This window comes from Xylophilus sp. PBN-3R, assembly GCF_057747805.1.
Genome location: NZ_CM173225.1, coordinates 1,571,331 through 1,584,749, shown reverse-complemented (window position 1 = coordinate 1,584,749; position 13,419 = coordinate 1,571,331). Strand labels below are relative to the sequence as shown.

The 13,419-nt window shown below is 63.4% G+C and carries 18 protein-coding genes and 1 tRNA gene; 8 read left to right on the top strand and 11 right to left on the bottom strand.

The annotated features are described in order from the left end of the window. Nucleotides 1-71: 71 nt before the first annotated feature. Genes AC3ANW_RS07380 through AC3ANW_RS07370 form a run of 3 tightly spaced genes read left to right on the top strand, consistent with a single transcriptional unit; the run spans nt 72 to nt 1,884 of the window. On the top strand, nt 72-434 hold the full coding sequence (locus tag AC3ANW_RS07380) for a DUF6321 domain-containing protein (RefSeq protein WP_488344542.1): 363 nt from the start codon (nt 72-74) through the stop codon (nt 432-434). Nucleotides 435-437: 3 nt separating this feature from the next. Beyond that, the gene (locus tag AC3ANW_RS07375; protein WP_488344541.1) at nt 438-1,370 is read left to right on the top strand and encodes a YihY/virulence factor BrkB family protein; all 933 of its coding nucleotides are present in this window, start codon (nt 438-440) and stop codon (nt 1,368-1,370) included. Nucleotides 1,371-1,398: 28 nt separating this feature from the next. Further along, entirely contained in the window at nt 1,399-1,884 is a 486-nt protein-coding gene (locus tag AC3ANW_RS07370; RefSeq protein WP_488344540.1) for a tripartite tricarboxylate transporter substrate-binding protein, read from the top strand. A gap of 19 nt (nt 1,885-1,903) precedes the next feature. Here the strand turns inward: AC3ANW_RS07370 and AC3ANW_RS07365 are convergent, their stop codons facing one another. Further along, complete coding sequence (locus AC3ANW_RS07365; protein ID WP_488344539.1) at nt 1,904-2,308, bottom strand: RNA-binding protein; 405 nt, start codon at nt 2,306-2,308, stop codon at nt 1,904-1,906. A gap of 128 nt (nt 2,309-2,436) precedes the next feature. On the opposite strand from AC3ANW_RS07365, the gene AC3ANW_RS07360 reads away from it, so the two are divergent. Further along, nucleotides 2,437-2,676, top strand: coding sequence for a hypothetical protein (locus tag AC3ANW_RS07360; protein ID WP_488344538.1), 240 nt, complete (start codon nt 2,437-2,439; stop codon nt 2,674-2,676). A gap of 384 nt (nt 2,677-3,060) precedes the next feature. Here AC3ANW_RS07360 and AC3ANW_RS07355 read toward each other — a convergent pair whose 3' ends face one another. Next, on the bottom strand, nt 3,061-3,267 hold the full coding sequence (locus AC3ANW_RS07355) for a hypothetical protein (RefSeq protein WP_488344537.1): 207 nt from the start codon (nt 3,265-3,267) through the stop codon (nt 3,061-3,063). A gap of 541 nt (nt 3,268-3,808) precedes the next feature. On the opposite strand from AC3ANW_RS07355, the gene AC3ANW_RS07350 reads away from it, so the two are divergent. Further along, nucleotides 3,809-4,096: a hypothetical protein gene (locus tag AC3ANW_RS07350; RefSeq protein ID WP_488344536.1), complete on the top strand. Its 288-nt coding sequence runs from the start codon at nt 3,809-3,811 to the stop codon at nt 4,094-4,096. Nucleotides 4,097-4,224: 128 nt separating this feature from the next. Further along, nucleotides 4,225-4,689: a hypothetical protein gene (locus tag AC3ANW_RS07345; RefSeq protein WP_488344535.1), complete on the top strand. Its 465-nt coding sequence runs from the start codon at nt 4,225-4,227 to the stop codon at nt 4,687-4,689. A 320-nt stretch (nt 4,690-5,009) separates the two neighbouring features. On the opposite strand, the gene AC3ANW_RS07340 is transcribed toward AC3ANW_RS07345, so the two are convergent. Together AC3ANW_RS07340 and AC3ANW_RS07335 are read right to left on the bottom strand one after the other, a co-directional pair. Continuing rightward, entirely contained in the window at nt 5,010-5,177 is a 168-nt protein-coding gene (locus tag AC3ANW_RS07340) for a hypothetical protein (protein WP_488344534.1), read from the bottom strand. A gap of 6 nt (nt 5,178-5,183) precedes the next feature. Further along, nucleotides 5,184-5,393: a hypothetical protein gene (locus AC3ANW_RS07335; RefSeq protein WP_488344533.1), complete on the bottom strand. Its 210-nt coding sequence runs from the start codon at nt 5,391-5,393 to the stop codon at nt 5,184-5,186. 125 nt (nt 5,394-5,518) lie between these two features. Between AC3ANW_RS07335 and AC3ANW_RS07330 the strand changes: the two genes are divergently transcribed. Next, entirely contained in the window at nt 5,519-5,767 is a 249-nt protein-coding gene (locus AC3ANW_RS07330; protein WP_488344532.1) for a hypothetical protein, read from the top strand. 129 nt (nt 5,768-5,896) lie between these two features. Here AC3ANW_RS07330 and AC3ANW_RS07325 read toward each other — a convergent pair whose 3' ends face one another. The 6 genes from AC3ANW_RS07325 to tolB form a co-directional block, all read right to left on the bottom strand. Beyond that, nucleotides 5,897-6,214, bottom strand: coding sequence for a hypothetical protein (locus AC3ANW_RS07325; protein ID WP_488344531.1), 318 nt, complete (start codon nt 6,212-6,214; stop codon nt 5,897-5,899). A gap of 483 nt (nt 6,215-6,697) precedes the next feature. Next, a tRNA-Lys gene (locus AC3ANW_RS07320) sits at nt 6,698-6,773 on the bottom strand. 45 nt (nt 6,774-6,818) lie between these two features. Then, complete coding sequence (locus AC3ANW_RS07315) at nt 6,819-7,613, bottom strand: tRNA threonylcarbamoyladenosine dehydratase (RefSeq protein ID WP_488344530.1); 795 nt, start codon at nt 7,611-7,613, stop codon at nt 6,819-6,821. Further along, the gene (gene ybgF, locus AC3ANW_RS07310) at nt 7,610-8,389 is read right to left on the bottom strand and encodes a tol-pal system protein YbgF (protein ID WP_488344529.1); all 780 of its coding nucleotides are present in this window, start codon (nt 8,387-8,389) and stop codon (nt 7,610-7,612) included. The genes AC3ANW_RS07315 and ybgF overlap by 4 nt, the downstream gene beginning before the upstream one ends. Beyond that, a complete protein-coding gene (gene pal, locus AC3ANW_RS07305; RefSeq protein ID WP_488344528.1) occupies nt 8,389-8,919 on the bottom strand; it encodes a peptidoglycan-associated lipoprotein Pal in 531 nt (176 codons plus the stop codon). Before pal ends, ybgF begins: the two co-directional genes overlap by 1 nt. Nucleotides 8,920-9,000: 81 nt before the next feature. Next, the gene (gene tolB, locus AC3ANW_RS07300) at nt 9,001-10,266 is read right to left on the bottom strand and encodes a Tol-Pal system beta propeller repeat protein TolB (protein WP_488345376.1); all 1,266 of its coding nucleotides are present in this window, start codon (nt 10,264-10,266) and stop codon (nt 9,001-9,003) included. A 230-nt stretch (nt 10,267-10,496) separates the two neighbouring features. Here tolB and msbA point away from each other — a divergent pair, with 230 nt between their 5' ends. Then, a complete protein-coding gene (msbA, locus tag AC3ANW_RS07295; RefSeq protein ID WP_488344527.1) occupies nt 10,497-12,335 on the top strand; it encodes a lipid A export permease/ATP-binding protein MsbA in 1,839 nt (612 codons plus the stop codon). Between the two features lie 16 nt (nt 12,336-12,351). Here msbA and AC3ANW_RS07290 read toward each other — a convergent pair whose 3' ends face one another. After that, nucleotides 12,352-13,389, bottom strand: a complete 1,038-nt coding sequence (locus AC3ANW_RS07290) for a sterol desaturase family protein (protein WP_488344526.1) — start codon at nt 13,387-13,389, stop codon at nt 12,352-12,354. Between the last annotated feature and the right edge of the window lie 30 nt (nt 13,390-13,419).

Sequence of the window (13,419 nt, the reverse complement as noted above, 5' to 3'; positions counted from 1 at the left end):
ATGCGCTGGCCGGCACCGCCCTGCGGAGCCGCGCTGCGCCACAGTGGCCGTCGAATGAAGAAAGGCGACCCATGAGTTCTTCCACACCGCACCGCGCCGCAACCAAGGATCCCGAGGGCGGCCTCACACCTGCCGGCCGCGCAGAGTTCCGCGACAAACAGGGCTCTCACCTCAAGCCCGGCGTGACCAAACCAGTCAGCGAGATGACCCCCGAGGAAATGCGCCGCAAAGGCAGTTGGGCAACACGCTTCTACGGTCGCGACCCGCTGCCCCCCTTGAAGGACGATAAAGGGAAGCCGACCCGCTTCGCCCTCTCGGCGCATGCCTGGGGTGAACCGGTTCCGCGCACCGAGGCCGCGGCGCGGCGGATCGCCGAAAAGGGCCGTCGGCTGCTGGACCGTTATCGCCGCATACAGGCCAAAGCGGCAAAGTAGCCGATGGAAAAGTTGCGCGCGGTGTGGCGGCGACTCGCGGACGGCGCGATGGCTGCGCCGGGCCTGAACGTGTTGCTGCGCGCCATCCGCAATTACGTGCTGCATCAGAGCGCCAATCAGGCCGGCAGCCTGGCGTTTTCGTCGGTGCTATCCATGTTCCCGCTGCTGCTGCTGCTGTCATCTGCGGCCGGCTACATCGGAGGTCCGGGCGATGTGGCGGCGCTGGCCAGCCGCGTGCTGGGTTATGCGCCGCCGGTGGTCCGCGAAGCGCTGCAGCCGGTGGTCGATCAGGTGCTGGCGCAACGCAACCAGGCGCTCCTGACGATCGGCCTGCTGGTGACGCTCTGGACCGCGTCGTCCGGCATGCAGGCGGTGCGTACGGCCATGAACCGCTCATATGGCATCCACAAGGGCCTGCCCTTCTGGAAGGCGCGAATCAAGGTCACGCTGTTCACCATCGTGGTCGGTGCCGGCGTGCTGGCGACCTTCAGTTCGGTGGTCGTCATGCCCTATCTCTGGCGCTTGCTGGAGGACAACGTCGGTGCCGGCCGGGACATCGCCTGGCTGCGCGACGGCGTGCGATACGGGTCAGCCTTCGTGGTGCTGAGTGTTCTGTACAGCCTGTTGTACGGCTGGCTGCCCGACACGCGGCTGCATTTCCGGACGGTGTTGCCGGGCGCGCTGGTGGGCGCCGCGCTATGGGTCGCGGGCGCGGCCACCTTGTCTTACACACTGCGTTCGGCCGGCAAGCTGACTCTGGTCTACGGCAGTTTCGCGGGGCTGGTGGCGACGCTCGTATTTCTCTACGCCAGTGCCACCACGTTGATTTTCGGCGCTGAAGTTAACGGCGTAATGCACAAGAAACTGATGCGAAAAAGTGCCCACGGGCCGGACGAGACACCGGTCGCGGCGGCGACCGCCGCTGGCACCTTCTAGCCGTTCCACCCGAAGTTCCGGAACGCCGTTGGCGTCGATCAGCCAACTGGCCGGCATCCTGATGGCGCAGAAGCTGGGTTTCGAATTCAACGTCATCGGCTACAAGGGCGGCGCCCAGGCCCTGGCCGACCTGGCCGGCTCTCAGTTCGATTCGGCCAAGGCCAGCGTGCTGGCCATCAATCCCCTGGTGCAGGGCGGCAGGGTCCATCGCGGTTACCAGTGCCAAACCGTTCGCCGCGGTGCCCGGCGTGCCGACGGTCGCGGCACAGATCCCGGATTTCATGACCGGCTCGTGGCAAGGAATGCTCGCCCCTGCCGGTACGCCGCCGGCCGTGCGAGACAAATCCAGGCCGCCATCCAGCGCATCGTCCCCCGACCCGACGTTGCGAAACGCCTGCAGGATCTGGGTTCCGAGCCATCTGACATGACCCGCCAGCAGATCGCCGACTGGGAACAGGCGGAGGCGCTGTGCTGGGCCAGAGTGGTCAAGGACAACGGCATCAAGGCCGAATAAGCGCGGTCGGGCCGGGAGGTCAGTCCAGGTCTTCGATCACCAGCGTGCGGTAACGCTGCGCCAATGAAAATGGGACACGCCGCGCGATTGCCATCAGCCGCTCGGTGTCATCACGCGAATCGGAAACCACGACCAGGCCGTGATGTCCCTTGCGAGCCAACTCCTCGAACGAGCGCGCGGTGGCGCCTTCGGTGCCCACAGACGGCAACGGAATATCCGCGTCGCCGTGCGGTGCGATTTCCCGCAGAACCGTGGCCGGCGCCAGACCCATCACCTGGTCGGCCGGAAACCCGCCGTCGGCCACCAAACTTTGGGCGGTACGTTCGGCATCCGCCTTTTCTGGAAACAAGATGACCACGTGGCCTGTGGGATAGAAGGTGCCGCTCATGGTGCGCATCTTCTCGTCGGGTACGAACTCTCTCATCGTCGGCTCCTTTATCGCGCCGCGGCGGCGCTGGCTGCGCAGCTTAGGCAACGATGCCCGGATGATTTGTAGGACACGACAGACTCAGGTAACAAGCTGGGACACCCCCGCCGCCACGGCGAAAGAAGATGAATGCATCACTCCAGGAGGACTTCATGCGCACCCTCGCACTCGCAGCATCACTGGCACTGGGTACCGCCGCCTATGCCGCACCGCCGCCGCCCGATACCCTGCCCGGCACCATCCACTTCGATTCAGGCTCATCCAGCGTGAAGGCGCGGCAGGGAAAAAGAAAGAAGCCGGTCCGGCGCACCGGCAACGCCACCATGAACCAGAACGCCTTGCGGGACGGCACCGGCAAACAATAAACGTGAGATGCGCATCCGCCCGATGCGTGGCGAGATGGCAACTTCATCGGGCAAGCCCCAGGATCACCGGCGTACAGACGCGCGTACAAATCTTGCTTGCAACGCAGCAACAGGAGTGAGCAATGGCTGAAATACCCACCTATGCCCGGTCATGGGGATTGACCCCCGCAAAGCAACACGACGAGCCCTCCACCGGACTGGACGCGTGGCACGACCTGGCACCCCGCCGACGGGTCCGGCCGGCGGCACATCGCGGCCGCTGGGCAGTCGGTGCGATCGCGCTGTCGACCAGCGCGGTATGGGCGTCCGTCGTGTTTCCTGAAGCTGTCCAGTTGCTGATCAGACTTTGATTCGCACCGGCTTGCGAGCGCCGGCCGGCGCCGATCAATCGCCAAGCGGATGATCCCGTGCGGGGCCCACTTCGATCCTTTCCATTTCGGCATTGCCGGCAGCGACCGCGTCGGATTCGGACGCATAGCTCGTTGGAGCAACGGCAATCGGAGCCGAGATCCCGTCCCATATATGGTCAAGGATCAACCATCGATAAGTACCTGGGGAATCAGGAATCACGCGGACCTGGAACTTCGGCATCACAGTCTTTCGAGCAGTTTGTGGCGCCTAGTCTGATTTGTGAAAGCGTTTTGCGGGGAAGCTCTTACTTTCCGAATCGGATCAGCAAGAGACGCTTATTTTTGTGACGTGTTGGTCCGCCGACTGTCGCATGAGCCGATCCGTTTGCACGCGCACCGGCGGTTCGAGAATGGGTGCGGAGGGCGGCGCTTTATCGACCCTGGCTGCAGATGCTGGCAACAGTTCCGGCGCGTCGCGCGGTGCAGGCGGGGGGGCATGAGGGCACCTAGTCGGGGCTCGCTGAAAACCACGCGCAGATCCATGCCGGGTAATTAAAATCGAATCCCAGATTTAGAAGTGGGCATCCGCTTTCGCGTTAATCGAATAACACCTGGCGCTTTCTATTTCTAGCGGTGTCGGTCGAAGATCCGCAAATGCATTCGGCGCACGGTTCCGGCCCGAATGAATCCTCAACGTATTGTAGGACCATTCCCACAAAAAATTAGGTGCTCACATACGCCATAGCTTTCGCTAATGGATGACACTAGACTGATCTAAAACAATGACGAACGCACTTACTTGTATGGCTCAATCCATAAGAAAAAATGAAGCTACGCGCAGCCGCGACGTCATGGTAATCGTGACCATCGTTTTAATTCTTTTCCTGGTCATAGTTCAGTCGCAAAAAGGCACTGGCGAAAAAGAAAAGGATGTCGCACTGAGAGTGATCGCTCAGTGCTGGGAAGACGTGGCGGAGCAACCTGATGGTTTGAATGGCCGGTTTGCGCGCCCAGAGAGATGCAAACAAATGGAAATCGGCTTCACTCAATCGTTCGGCAGATTGATGTAAGACCCTTAACATACATCGCAACTGGTAGGTGCCTGCGTCGGCATTCAAGTCGGCATTTATTTACTCCACGCCATAAGAGTGGCGTAATGCCAGTGTGTCGGCGGATTAGCCACTCAACGTACGAATAAATGAAGAATCTGCTTTTGGCTGCGGCCGCCATGTCGGTGTTTCCTGCTGCGCACAGTGAGCCCGCACAGGATTGGGGTCCGATGCCTTGGCCCACGATCGTCAACGAACCGACTATCCGCGACTTTTCGCAAGCGGCACGCATGCTGGAACAGACATCCGGCGACAAGACCTATGCCGATACCTTTGCGACCTATCGGATGTGTACTGAACTGCAGCTTCGCTCGCTCGTTCCGCACAAGATCCCCGATGTCCAAGCAATGATCTACACGGCGGTGCGCGGCTGCACAAGGCAGATGGACGATTACGTTCTTCTCTTCGTCCGGGATGAGCGATACAAGGCCAACTACTACGTCGCCCACGCCGTGCAACGTCTTGCACAACAGGAGCAGATCAGCGATCTTTTACCACTCGCCCAGCGAGTGCGGGCCGGTGATGCATCGACGACGACTGTCGTCAAGAAGTAGCCTGGATCAGCGGAAGATCGTTCGTACTCCACCCGAACGCTATCGCCAGCGGATTGGCTGGTGCTGGATGTGGTGCCATCAACGGCCATCGTTCTTGTGCGGCTCCGGATATCGGGTCGAGCCACCTGGGCCACGCCCGGGGCGAGGTGCACCACGGCGCGGCACGGCTGGTGACCCTGCGACCGGTCAGGCGGCAAGCCTTCCGCCTCTGCCAAAATCGCCAAGCACCTCGCTTTTGCCGCGCGCTTGCGAAGCGGAGAGGGGACCCTCGCGGCCCGCTTCGGTTTGCGCTTCACGTAGCGGTCGAAGCCGGGCCGTTTTCAGTCCTCAGGCTCAACGTGCGCCGCATATTGCATCAACTCGTCGCGGCCGACGCTGTCTGCGATTTCATTCCAGCAAGCTTCCTGATCGTGGGCACGAACCAGGGCGAGGGCTGCGATGACGCCTGCATCGAAACGATCGTCCGCCCCGTTGTCGCTTCTGGACAAGGGCGGTCACGGCGCATCGGCGAACAGGAACGGGTAGGCAGCGGCCAGCGTGCGGAGCGTCGTCAGGTTGGCCTGGATCAGGTCGGCCTTTTCGTTGGCTGCGATCTTGGCGTTGGCCAGCATCGTCGACGGCGTCAGCGCGGCAATGCGCTCGAAGGCCATGTCGCGGGCCATGGTCAGGCCGTCGCAGCTGGCCGAGATGCGCCGTCCGAGCAAGTTACCGGGTAGAGGTCCGCCGCCCACGATGGCTTCGACGTGCGCCAGGGCGGCGTGCTCCCGGCGGCAAGGAACTCGAAGAGGACCAGGCCATCGGCAACGCTCGGCGCATCTGGTCGCACGGCGTGCGCCCCTTCGATGCCGACGTGATCAAGGCGGCGCTCCGGCAGTGCCATGAAAAGCATAAGCAGTTTCCGCCGAGGCTTCGGCAATTCGCCGTCCTGTGTGCCGCCAAACTCCCGCCGTCGAAGGTGCAACGCCCGCAGGGGGCCGTCGGCATGAGCGCCGAACTGCGCAGCAAATACGCCGCTGAGGCCAAGCTGAAGGTTCAGCTGCACACCCTACCGCGCGGGACGCCGCTATCGGCTATGTGAAGGTGCCGCCTACGCTGGAGGGCCTGAAGCCGGCTATCGCGACTGCTACGGCAGAAGGCTGTCCTGGCGAAGCGAGCGAATTGGTGCAACTCAATGGGATGCCTTCCGCGAGAGGGGTGCGCCAATGAGTCAGCGTTCGTCGAAATACATTTTTGCGGCAACGACCAGCGGCCCCAGCACCCAGATGCCGGACAGCACCACAAGCGAGACCAATGCCGGTGCAGCCAGTGGATGCTTTTCCCAAATCGTCTTCTCTCTGCGGGGCGGGGCATTCCCTGCAGGTTCTCCTGACAAATCAACGGGGAGATGGAACGCGGTTTCGCGCTCGAGTTGTTCGTTCGCTAAACGACGGGCCGCGATTGCCCTGGCGCGTGCCGCCATGAACTGCGACCCATCCGGATCCGAAGTAATTCCGCGGTTTCGTAATGCATGTTTCATTGCATCCAAACGGCGGCGGGAAACGGCCTCTTGCTCTCGATGCAGGGCGTTTATTGATTCAGCAAAGTCGTTCCGTTGGGTCCGAGCGGGAGGTGAGAGGCTCGGGCGTTTTCGGGGAAGGTCGTCTCCGGATGTCATTCGGAGAATTGTCTCGGTCGCTTCCTCGCCAGCCGGTGAAGAGACGCGACAGCTTCGTGTAGGAGCTTTCCGATGAAAGTCTTTGCCTTGGGCGTGGCCCGGCCGCGGCGTGAGTTGCCCAGATCAGCCGACCGACCCTACGTATTCACGACCCGCGACGGCAACCCGTACAAGGAGCAGTATGGAGCGCTGCCCGATCTGCATGCCAATGCGGCACCACGGCACGGGTCTATGACCGCTCGAAACGGTGAATCGGAAGGGATTGGGAAAACCGAGTATTCCCACCGTGGGAATATGAACGCGGTCCAGCCAAAGAAAAAGGGCCTAGCCTTGCGGCTAAGCCCTTGAATTCACTGGTGGGACGTGCGGGGGTCGAACCCACGACAAACGGATTAAAAGTCCGCTGCTCTACCAACTGAGCTAACGTCCCATCCACTTCACACGCTTTGATTAGCGCATGTAGCGAAGCCCACGATTATAGGGTAATTTTTGATGCCATCGCAAGCTTCTCGATCACATGGCCTGCCGCAACCATGCCGAACGTCGCTGTGACACTGACCAGCGACCCGAAACCGTGGCAGTTCAAGCTGCCGTCGCCCTCGATCGCGCACGACGGATCGGGCGGCGCCACGGCTTCGCGGCTGAACACGCAGCTGATGCCGATGGTCTTTCCTTCACGCGGCGCACCATGCTCCTTGCGCAGCCGGTAACGCAGTTGCGCCAGCAGCGGATCGTGAGTGGTCAGAGACAGGTCCGCCACCTCGACCGCCTGCGCACGGCGTTTGCCACCGGCGGCGCCGACAGTGACGAATTCGACTTTCCGGGCCTGCTTCTGCCTGCGCGCCTGCAAGGCCCATCGCGCCAGGACCATCTTGGCCCTTGCATCGTCACATGCGTCGATGACTGCATCGGCCTCGGCCGGAAACATGGTCTGCCAGTTTTCTGCATCCACGAATTCGTCGATGGCATCGACCCGGCAATCCGGATTGATCTGCGCGATGCGTTCCTGCATGGCCAGCACCTTGGCCTGGCCGACGGTAGCGGTCAGGGCGTGGATTTGGCGATTGATGTTGGACTCCGCAATGTGGTCCAGGTCGACCAGCACCAGGCGGCCGATGCCGCTGCGGGCCAGCGCCTCGGCTGCCCACGAACCGACACCGCCGATGCCGACGACCACCACACAGGCATTTCGCAACCGTGCGGCCGGCGTCACGCCATACAGTCTTTCCAGCCCACCGAAACGGCGGGCGGCGTCGGCCGGTTCGCTCACTTCAGGCGCGCGAGGCGTTCACGCGCTGCCGCGGCAGCTTCAGACTGCGGGAAGGCCTTCATCAGGTCTTCGAGCGTCTTCCGGGCGGCCTTGGTGTCTTTCAGTTCGGCCTGGCAGTTGGCAATGGCAAGTGCGGCTTCAGGTGCGCGTGCATGGGTGGGCGCCAGGCTCAGCAATGCCTTGAAGCTGACAATGGCTTCCTTGTAGGCACGGTTGGCGTATTGCGCGTTTCCCAGCCAGAAATACGCCGAAGGCAGGTAACCCGACTGCGGATATTTCAGGACAAAACCGCTGAATGCGTTCTGCGCGGCGTTGAAATCTCCCTGGCGGAACACGGCCAGCGCAGCTTCGTAGTCGGTCTTTTCTGCAGGTTTGGCATTGAATTCGACGCCGTCGACAGTGACCTTTGCCGGCTCGAACTGGCGCATGCGTTCGTCCACGCCCTGGGCGATGTCCTTTTGCCGGCGTTGCAGGTCGGACAGATCGCGCTGCAACTGCTCGTTCTGACCACGCATGGTCGCCTGGTCGGCGCGCAACGATTCGATCTGGCTTTGCAGCGTCAGCAGGCTACGGCGCAGTTCGGTGTTCTCGCCTGCCAGGCGCGTGATGCTTTGTGCATTGGTATCGATGCGCTGGCGGATTTCCAGGATGGCGCGGCGGGCTTCGTCGTCGTCGAAGAGGCCCGCATGCGCTACCGACGCGGACGCCACCAGGGCAACCGCGGCAGCGCGTGCCACCCACGAAACCACGCGGAGTTGCGGGTGACGTGCGTTCATCAGCGGTACGAGAACTCGGCGCGACGGTTTTGCGCGAAGGACGCTTCGTCACGGCCGGTGGACGCCGGCTTTTCCGAGCCGAAGCTGACGGCTTCGACCTGGCTGTCGGACACGCCAAGCAGGGTCAGGGCACGACGCACGGCTTCGGAACGCTTCTGGCCGAGCGCCAGGTTGTATTCGTGGCCGCCGCGTTCGTCGGTGTTGCCTTCGATGGAAACACGACGGTTGGGGTTGGCCTTCAGGAAACGGGCATGCGATTCGATCAGCGACTGGAACTCGGCCTTGATGGTGAAGCTGTCGTAATCGAAATACACGATACGGGCGACACCGACCGGGCCCTGTGCGGTGGCGGTGGCGTTGATGTCGACGGGGGTCACGCCGGTCTGGCCCATGCGGCCGCTGTTGGCACCGGCGCCCGCTGTCGAGTTGGCACCGCGGTCTTCGACCGGCGGATTGTCGAGCTTGACGGGAGAGCTGCAACCCGCGATGAGGGCTGTGGCGGCCAGCGCCAGGGAAATTTGCTTGAACATGAGACCTCCTGAGAACCTATTGGTTTGGTTTGAATGCAGAAAAAGACTGAAACGCGGAAACTGAAAAACGCCAGGGATTCGTCAAGGCTGCTTGGTGAACGGACCCCAGTCGGGTTCCCGGATATCACCGCCCTGGCCTGCCAGGCGCGCCTTGATCTTGCCGTCGACCGTGGTGGTCATCAGCGCTTCGCGGCCTTGCTGGCGCGTGGCATAGATGATCAGCCGGCCGTTGGGCGCAAAACTGGGGTTTTCGTCGTTCGATGTGTCGGTGATCGATGTGACCGTACCGCCGGCTAGCTCCATGACCTGCAGCTTGAATGCGCCGCCGATCCGGGAAATGTAGGCAAGATAACGCCCGTCCGGACTGACGGTCGGGGAAATGTTGTACGCCCCGGTAAAGGTGACACGCTCGGCATTTCCGCCGCCCACCGGCATGCGGTAGATCTGCGGTGCGCCGCCCCGGTCGCTGACGAAATAAACGCTGCGGCCGTCTGCCGAGAAAGTCGGTTCGGTGTCGATGCCGGCGCTCTGCATCAGGCGACGCGGCTCGCCGCCGGCCGCGTCGATGACATACAGCTGCGAACCGCCGTCGCGGCTCAGCGTGACGGCCAGGGTGCGGCCATCCGGCGACCATGCGGGTGCGCTGTTCGAACCGCGGAAATTGGCGATCAGCCGGCGGCGGCCGCTGGTGATCTCATGCACATAGACCACCGGCTTGCGCGACTCGAAGGACACATAGGCCAGCTGGCTGCCGCTAGGCGACCAGGCGGGCGAGATGATGGGTTCGGGGCTGGTCAACGCGGCCTGCGAATTCTCTCCGTCGGCATCGGCTACCCACAGGGTGTAACGGGTACCGGCCTTGGTGACGTAGGCGATGCGGGTCGAGAACACGCCCTTCTCGCCAGTGAGCTTTTCGTAGATGAAATCGGCGATGCGGTGGGCTGCCAGCCGCAGGTCGATCTGCGGCACGACAAAACTCTGGCCGCCGAGGTCTTCTCCGCGCACGACGTCCCACAGGCGGAAACGCACGTCGTAGCGGCCGTCGGCCAGACGGGTGACGCTACCTTCGGCCAGCGAATCGGCGCCCTTCTGTCTCCACAGGCTGACATCCGGGCGTGAGTTCTCGTCCAATTCCACACCGGCCGGGTCGATGGCGCGGAAACGGCCGCTGCGTTCAAGGTCGGCCTGGATGATGGAAGCGATCTTCTGCGGGCTTTGGGCTTCACCCTTGAAGGCCGCGATGGCGATGGGCGCCTGGGTCAGGCCGACGCCGGAGACTTCGACGCGGAACTGGGCCAGTGCCGGGATGGCCGGTGCCAGGGCCAGCACACCGGCGGCGGCGCCCATCACCGTACGGCGCTGGAGGGAAGACAGGAGTCGGTTGGATGTCGGCAGCACGGCGATAGGATGATTCATTAAAAGCAAAGAGGGCATGCACGCTCTTGCGTGCGCAAGTCAACGGCGTCAAGCCGGCACGCAGCCGGATGTTACACATTGCCGACCGTCGCCTGAAACAAAAGGTGTGACCAAAAACTGCAAAGCTTCGCAACAAGACGCAAACGTAGAATCCCCGGAACATGCAGAGTTCCCAAGACACGGGCCGGTCGGCCAAAGATTCGACGACGGACGCGTCGGCCTCGCCAACCCCTTCCGCCACGCCGCCCACCCTGCTGGGGCGGCTGCGCAGGCTTGCCGCCTATTTCGGGCTGCACAAGGCGGCCTGGACACTCGCCATCTGCGCCACCGTGGTGGCCGCCATTACCGAGCCGCTGATTCCCGCGCTGATGAAGCCTTTGCTAGACCGTGGTTTCACCCAGGGCCGGCTCGCCCTGTGGGCGGTGCCGATCGCGGTGATCGGCCTGTTCGCGGTACGCGGGCTGGCCCAGTTCGCGTCTCAATATGCGCTGGCGCAGATCGCCAACGAAGGCATGATCGCCCTGCGTCGCGACCTCTTCAACCGGCTGCTCCAGGCTGAGATGGCCCTGTTCTCGCGGCAGTCGGCCAGTGCCCTGTCCAACACCGTCGTCTATGAAGTGCAGACCGGCGCCACGCTGGTCGTGCAGGCCCTGCTGGGGCTGTCGCGCGACGGTTTCACCATGGTCGCCCTGCTCGGCTACCTGCTGTGGCTCAACTGGCAACTGACGCTGGTGGTGGGCATCGTCATCCCGGGTGTCGCCTGGATCATGAAGACGCTTTCGCGCCGCCTGTACCAGGTCACCAAGGCAGGCCAGCAGGCCACCGACGACCTGGCCTACGTGGTTGAAGAGAACGTGCTGGCCCATCGCATGGTGCGGCTGCACGGCGCCCAAGGCGGGCAGCAGCAACGTTTCAACGATCTGGCGGGCAAGCTGCGCAAGCTGGCCATCAAGTCGACCGTGGCGTCGGCCGCCATGACACCGCTGACGCAGATGCTGGCAGCCGCAGCGTTGTCCGCGGTGATCGTCATCGCGCTGTGGCAGGGCCGTATCGGCGACGACCCCAAGGGCGTCACGGTGGGCGGTTTTGTCGCCTTCATCACTGCCATGCTGATGTTGATCGCGCCGATCCGCCGGCTCGCCGAGATCGCGAATCCGGTCACCCGAGGCGTGGCGGCGCTGGAACGTGGCCTGGCCCTGCTGGGCGAGGTGAAGACCGAGACCGGCGGCAACTGGAAACCGGCCTCGCCCCTCGCTTCCGGTGCGCCGCTGATCGAATGGCGCAACGTGCAGGTGGCCTACCGCGAAGGTACCGCGCCCGCGCTGGACGGCGTCAGCCTGTCGATTCGACAGGGCGAAGTCGTGGCTTTTGTCGGCCCGTCGGGTTCCGGCAAGACCACGCTCGTCAACCTGCTGCCGCGCTTCGTGCTGCCCAGCAACGGCTCCGTCGAGGTCGGCGGCCACGATGTGGCCGACTGGCAGTTGCAGGCCCTGCGCGACCAGTTCGCCATGGTCAGCCAGGATGTGGTGATGTTCAACGACACCGTGGCCGCCAACGTCGCCATGGGACAGCCGCAGGACCGCGAACGCCTGCAGCGCTGCCTAGAGGACGCCAACCTGGCCGAACACGTGGCCGCCATGCCGCTGGGCATGGACACACCCGTCGGCCACAACGCGGCGGAACTCTCCGGCGGACAGCGCCAGCGGCTGGCCATCGCCCGCGCGCTTTACAAGGACGCGCCCATCCTCATCCTCGACGAAGCCACCTCGGCGCTGGACACCCACAGTGAACGCCTGGTGCAACAGGCGCTCGAACGGGTGATGGTCGGCCGCACCACGCTGGTGGTGGCGCACCGGCTGTCGACCATCGAGCATGCGGACCGGGTGGTGGTGATGCAGCACGGACGCATCGTCGAACAGGGCACGCACCGGCAGCTGCTGGCGGCCGACGGCCTTTACGCCCGCCTGCATACACCGGCGGGCAGTGCACGAGAGACGTGAATTCAGCCGTGCGGCGCTAGTGTTTGTCAGGCTCGGCGCGCACCGGCCGCAGGTTCTCGTCGAAGGAAACCTCGCCCAGCTTCCAGCCGTCGCGGCAACGCACCGCCGCCCAGAAACGCTTCAGGACGTACCACTGCTGCTGCACCAGACCCATGCCATTGTCGGCATCCACCACCGGGTCGCTGACGCCCGTAGCCCGCAGCGGTTCACCATAGAGCGCCGTGCCGAACAGCTGGTCCCACCAGGGCAGCACCTGGCCAAAATTGCAGTTGTGCAGCGCCGGCCGCTCGGGGTCGCGGATCATGTGGTGCAGCCGGTGGAAACGCGGGTCGACGAAAAGACGTTCCATCCAGCGGCCGAAACCCCAGCGCACGTTGGCATGCGACAGGCTCTGCATCAGTTCGCTGACCATCACCAGCAGCGCGAATTGCGCGGTGTCAACACCCATCACCAACCCCACCACCGCCAGGATCACGGACTGCAGCATGCCGTCCAGGTAATGGCTGCGGTCGTTGGCCCAGCAGCTCATCTGCCGCTGACTGTGATGCATGCTGTGCATTGCCCACCACCAGGGCAGTTCGTGCTGCAGCCGGTGCATCCAGTAATACGCCAGGTCATAGACGACGTAGTACAGGGCGAACAGCAACAGCGGATGCGAGCCGAACCACGGCACCCACAGCAGCAGCCCCGAAGGCCCTTCCTGGGCACCCGACGCCGCTGGCGCGCCGCCCAGCAGGTGCGCCAACGGTGTCAGCACGATGAAACTGAAGAGCGGGAACAGGCCGAGCAGCATCACCAGGGTGTAGGTGCGGTCCAGGGCGGCCAGCTTGCGGTCGCCCCATCGTTCGGCCGGCGCCAGCGATTCCAGGGGCCGCATCACGAAAGCGATGATGGCGATCTGGACCAGCGCGATCAGCAGGCCCTCGGCGATGTCGGCAGGCTCCCCTGCCCCGGAACGCAGCATCGCGGGCAGGTGGTCCAGCACCGGCACGACCAGATGGACGGAAGTCCAGTCGACAGCGGACTGGCCCAGGGAAACAATAAGGTTGGTCACACCGCGATTGTCGCGGCGGGACCTGAAAAT